The organism is Pedobacter sp. 01N416 (assembly GCF_056399685.1).
In genome coordinates this window covers 1-5,333 of sequence record NZ_JBFTRT010000349.1, presented here as the reverse complement: position 1 = coordinate 5,333, position 5,333 = coordinate 1, and the positions used below count along the sequence as shown (strand labels likewise).

At 39.2% G+C, this 5,333-nt stretch carries 4 protein-coding genes; 2 read left to right on the top strand and 2 right to left on the bottom strand.

Translation table 11 applies throughout. The features are described from left to right. Positions 1-713 (bottom strand): MGH1-like glycoside hydrolase domain-containing protein (locus tag AC1DND_RS18370; protein WP_477583818.1); only part of this gene is annotated, 713 nt, incomplete at its 3' end. Continuing rightward, positions 713-3,448: an alpha-d-galacturonidase gene (locus AC1DND_RS18365; RefSeq protein WP_477583816.1), complete on the bottom strand. Its 2,736-nt coding sequence runs from the start codon at positions 3,446-3,448 to the stop codon at positions 713-715. The genes AC1DND_RS18370 and AC1DND_RS18365, both read right to left, overlap by 1 nt. A gap of 270 nt (positions 3,449-3,718) precedes the next feature. On the opposite strand from AC1DND_RS18365, the gene AC1DND_RS18360 reads away from it, so the two are divergent. Together AC1DND_RS18360 and AC1DND_RS18355 are read left to right on the top strand one after the other, a co-directional pair. After that, entirely contained in the window at positions 3,719-4,483 is a 765-nt protein-coding gene (locus AC1DND_RS18360) for an SDR family NAD(P)-dependent oxidoreductase (RefSeq protein WP_477583814.1), read from the top strand. A 33-nt stretch (positions 4,484-4,516) separates the two neighbouring features. Next, on the top strand, positions 4,517-5,333 hold an 817-nt coding region (locus AC1DND_RS18355; protein WP_477583812.1), incomplete at its 3' end, for a fumarylacetoacetate hydrolase family protein.

The window sequence follows — 5,333 nt, the reverse complement described above, 5'->3', positions numbered from 1 at the left end:
GCATTGCCATACATATAACTGTTTATGGTTGGTCGTTGATTCTGGTCTTTTCGCGATCCGCTAATCGATTCTTCCATGCCATCCTTAACATCATGTTGCCAGAACAGGCCGTTTTTAAGCTGTCTTTCAGCTTCCCATTTGGCGTAATCTTTATCCAGCGCTGGCAAAATTTCCTTCAAAAATTCTTGATCGGGTTGTACCAGATAATTCTGATAAACAGCATCATCAACCCAGCTGCTAAATTGATGGAAACGTTGTTTCGTTTGGCCAACATCGGCATGGTAAAGCCAGAATTTGATGTAATCTTTTAAATAGCTATTATCCTTTAACCACCTGCCCTCGTAAATATGGTGACCTAATGCGCAGCTAATGGAATTATATTTCCCTGCATGTTTAACCGGTTCGATAAATTCAGTGAATATAAAACCATCAGGCGTTTTAACCAGGTGTTTGCGGTAAGTCCACCAGCGGTAATAATAGTTTTGCTCCAATACCGAATCTGGGCATTCGAATAAAGGTACCTGCTCAGCTAACCATGTAAAGGCTTCGGCATTGGGCACATGGTTTTTTACCGCCTCGGTGTCGATAGAATTGAAATAAGTAACATATTTCTTCAGCTTTTCGGTACCCAGAATTGATTTCTGTTGTGCAAAGCCTGTGATTGTCAATACCGACAATGCTGCTGTTGCAATTAAATTTATTGTATTCATCATTATTCAAATAACCAATCGATGTCTTTTCCTCTACCATCTAAACCTGCATTAAAAATCCGCAGTTCCTGTTTGTCATCAATAAACCCTAAAACCAGGCAGGCCCCTTTACCTAAATTTAAAGTATGTGTTCCTGCAGGGAAAGAATAAGCATGAACATTTACCGGTGGAAAACCATAAGGCACCAATGCATTCGATATCTTGATTTCAGACTGACCATAGTTATTGGCACTCGCATCTGTTTCCAGCTGTGGAGGAGCAAGATATTGAGGATCTTTCTGATTAAAAAAGCCTATCAGCAATTTTACAGGTGCTTTGGTGCTGAATCTAATTTCTGTTCCAATTTTAATTTGCTTTTCCTTTGTCAGCTTAATCCCCCTTAAACCCACCAACTGCGCTGCAACTTCTTTAATCTTAATTGCAGTATCTGCGAAAAGTGGTGCATCTTTGGCTATCACATAACTTTCTGTTTCATTTAAGACTTTAACATCAGCAGCTTTGTAAGGCACAATTGCAGTTACCGTTCCCTGTTTTATTGATTTCAGAGAATCGATACTTCTTTTAAAATGATTGAGCTCTTTGGCGAAAACCGGTAGCATCTCTTTCCAATGGATAAAGGTTTTATCCACACCACGCATCGGGATTTTCCGCTGTTTGGTTTGCATACTATTGGCATACAGGTAACTGTGTTCAGTCAATTTAACCAGTTTAGCATAATGATCTACGCTTTTTTGGAGAAAAGGCAATGCCTGCTCTAAATCAGCTACCTGGTTCGAATTTTTATACCGCAATATCCACAGGGCTGCCTTAACTTTCTCAGCATAAAAATTAGCCATTTCATCATAACAATAGATATCATTTCTAAGCCGCTTAAACTCTGCAGTATCTTTTGTTATACTGGGTGCAGCCTCATTAATAGATTGAATGGCTTTTTTGCCATGTTCAACCACTTCGCGTGCCACCTGAACCGGGGTTTCACCAATATGGCCTTGTTTCTTCCATTCTTTTTCGGCGTATTCGATAATCATTTCGCCTTCTGGGGCTTCCGATTCGTACATTAATGTAAACAACCCATAACGGAACGGATTAATGAGCTGAGTCATCAGCATGCCCAGGGTTAACGTTTGTCGGTTACCATCGGTAATGCCATACCTGCGCAAAAGTTTGGGTGATATCTCACCCGATTCTTCATAGGCATTCAGAATAGCTTTACCTCCAGTTAAATTAGCACCATATTTATTAGCCAGCTCATTTCCCCAATAGTTAATTTCTTCACTACGGTCTCTCTGCGAATTCCACGAATATCTTGCCCATTCCTTGTACCAGATCCAATCGCGGTCTACCTCCAATAACCTTCCTTTTACCTCATCAGCCGAATAAGGCCAATCCCAATAGCTGGCTTGAGGATATAAATGCAAGCCTTTTGCACCATAAATCTTGTTCATCGCCTGAACTGATTTCTGGATAAAGTCTGCCGAACCGTAGCGAAAAGGCTCTAAATTGGCTAAAATATGCACGTTAGAGATATTGATCGTACCAATAGCAGCTAATTTCCTGTTTAGATCTGCCCATGCCCCACGCGGGGTATAAGTAGTTAAAGCCTCACCATTAAACTTATTTTCGGTATATAGATTTTTATAAAAGGGCAGCGCTGCTTTCATCACACTTGGTGCGTCGGTATCATGTGCACGCAGTACAATCGGGGGTTCTTCCTTAATGCCGGCTGCTTTTAATCCATCTTTCACCCCGGGAATAATCGTTTTGGTAAACCAATCAATATCATCTTGACCAACACCCTCCATTGCCTCACCCAAAGCCACCATTAAACCAACGTTTGGGTACTTCTCTACAAAGGATGAAATCGATTTTCGGGTATAATCGGCAATTAAAGGAATAATCGGACGGTTCCGATCTTGTGTTTTCAGGCCATGTTTATCTGCAAATGGTTTAGGAATAATAATATTATAAAACATCTGGATCACCCAAATGCCACGTTTGTCAGCTTCTTTCGTTAAAAACTGGAAGATTTCTTCGTTCTTTTTTAAAGTAGCATCATCTACCTCTACTGCATAAGGATAATCTTTTAAGCGCAGTAGCGACGAAAAAGGGTGCCCATTCCATAGATAAAGTGAGTTATAGCGGTTTTCGACCATCATATCCAGGTACTTAATCCATAAAGCTTTATCATAAAGCCAGGGGAAAGTTTCAGGGGTATAAGGATATTCATAAACATCATGGCCTGGCAGGTAATCTGGTTTCTGCAGACCGATACAGGTACCTCTTAATACCATTTCAGGTTGATCGGAAAGTGCTATCCGTATAGGTAATTTACCCGTGCTGCTGATCTGATCGGCCAATTCTATACAGCCATATAAAGCACCGGATGCATCGTTGCCAATTACATAAAGCAGCCCGTTTTTCCCCGTGTAGATATGAAAGCCTTCTTTTTTAGCAACTGAGATTTTATTCTTGATTTCTAGCGGAAGGTGATTGATAAAAAGTTTATCAGAAAACACACCAATTGCAATAACATTGTTATTTGCGGTAAGTTTATTCTTTTGTTCGATTTTGGTCGAATAATTTAATTTAACTAAAGCTTTTAACAATTTTTCTGCGCCAAAACGCACACGAATATGATTTTCTGTAGAAATTACAATTGTTTTTTGCGCGCGCTCAGTAGCGTTAGAAAATGGTACAGCTAAAAAATAACAGGAAATAAAAATCAGAAAATTTCTCATTCAAATTGGCTCTAATAACAAAACCTATTTTAACAGGTTTTTTATGTGATATTTGGTTAATACTATATTTAAATATAAATATATTATTCAAATATAAGTAATAATACCGAATGGCTTTGTAAAATTTATGCAAGGTAAGGCTATTGGAATAGCCGGAATAACATATGACAATATCTGTTAATATTTAGGCAAGAAGATAAAATTTTTAATCAAGAATATTTATTTTATTTGTATTCGTATTCTAATCAATTATAATTTATAATCATATACATGTTTTCACTAAAAAACAAAAAAGCCGTAGTTACAGGCGGGGGAAGCGGCATAGGAAGAGCTATTGCAACTATTTTAGCTAAACAGGGCGCTGAGGTGCACATCATCGAACTGGGGACTGAACACGCCCAGGATACTTTAGATGAAATTAAAACAAATGGTGGATCAGCATTCAGTTATGGATGTGATGTTTCAGACCATAATGCAGTTCACGAAGTTTTTAAGCAGATCGGAAATATCAATATCCTGATTAATAACGCAGGTATTGCACATATTGGCAAAGCTGATACTACAGAAGAAGCTGATTTTGACCGTGTTATGCGCGTAAACGTAAAAGGTGTTTATAACTGTTTGCATGCAGCTGTCCCACAAATCCGTTTGTCTGGCGGAGGTGTAATTATCAATATGGCCTCAATTGCGGCATTAGTTGGTCTTCCAGATCGTTTTGTTTATAGTGCGGCAAAAGGTGCGGTAAAAGCAATTACCATGAGTGTGGCGAAAGATTATATTGGTGAAAACATCAGGTGTAACTCTATTTCGCCTGCACGGGTTCATACGCCCTTCGTGGATGGTTTCTTACAGAAAAACTACCCGGATAATATCCCTGAAATGTTCGAAAAACTTTCTAAAACGCAGCCTATCGGCAGAATGGCCAAACCAGAAGAGGTTGGTGCCCTGGCTTTATACCTATGTAGCGATGAAGCTTCATTTATTACAGGCTGCGATTACCCAATTGACGGTGGATTTACTACCTTAAACAATTAATAAATATTTTCAAATACAATAAAGCATTTTATAATGAAATTAATACGATTTGGCGAAACCGGAGCTGAAAAACCTGGGGTAATTATAAACGATAATTATTTCGATGTTTCTGCATTGGTTAGAGATTATAATGAAGAATTTTTTGGTGGTGATGGTTTAGCGCAATTAAAGGCTGCTATTGCATCGGCTGATTTACCACAGGTTGATAAAGGTGTACGCCTTGGTCCTGCTTTAGCCCGTCCTTCAAAAATTATCTGTGTGGGCTTAAACTATAAAGACCACGCAGCAGAAACCAATGCTCCTATCCCTTCAGAGCCCATTTTGTTTTTCAAAGCTACTTCAGCAATTGTTGGACCTAACGATGACCTGATTATTCCAAAAAACAGTAAAAAAACCGACTGGGAAGTGGAATTGGCCATTGTGATTGGTAAAAAAGCGAGCTATGTTGCTGAAGAAAATGCTTTAGACCACATTGCTGGTTATGTTTTGCATAACGATTATAGCGAGCGCGAGTTCCAGATTGAAAGAAACGGACAATGGGTAAAGGGAAAAAGCTGCGATACCTTCGCACCTATCGGACCATTTATTGCTACCCAGGATGAAATTGCCGATGTGCACAATCTTCGCCTTTGGTTAACGGTAAACGGAAAAACCCTGCAGGATGGTAATACCTCAAACCTGATTTTTAATGTTCCGTTTATGATTGCTTACATCAGCCAGTTTATGACACTTTTACCAGGAGATGTAATTACGACGGGAACACCGGCAGGCGTAGGTTTAGGTCAAAAACCTGAACCTTGGTATTTAAAAGCTGGTGATGTGGTAGAATTGGGTATTGATGGCTTAGGCT

Coding starts and splice junctions, on each gene's coding strand:
- AC1DND_RS18365 (WP_477583816.1), bottom strand. CDS start 3,448: ATGAGAAATTTTCTGATTTTTATTTCCTGTTATTTTTTAGCTGTACCA.
- AC1DND_RS18360 (WP_477583814.1), top strand. CDS start 3,719: ATGTTTTCACTAAAAAACAAAAAAGCCGTAGTTACAGGCGGGGGAAGC.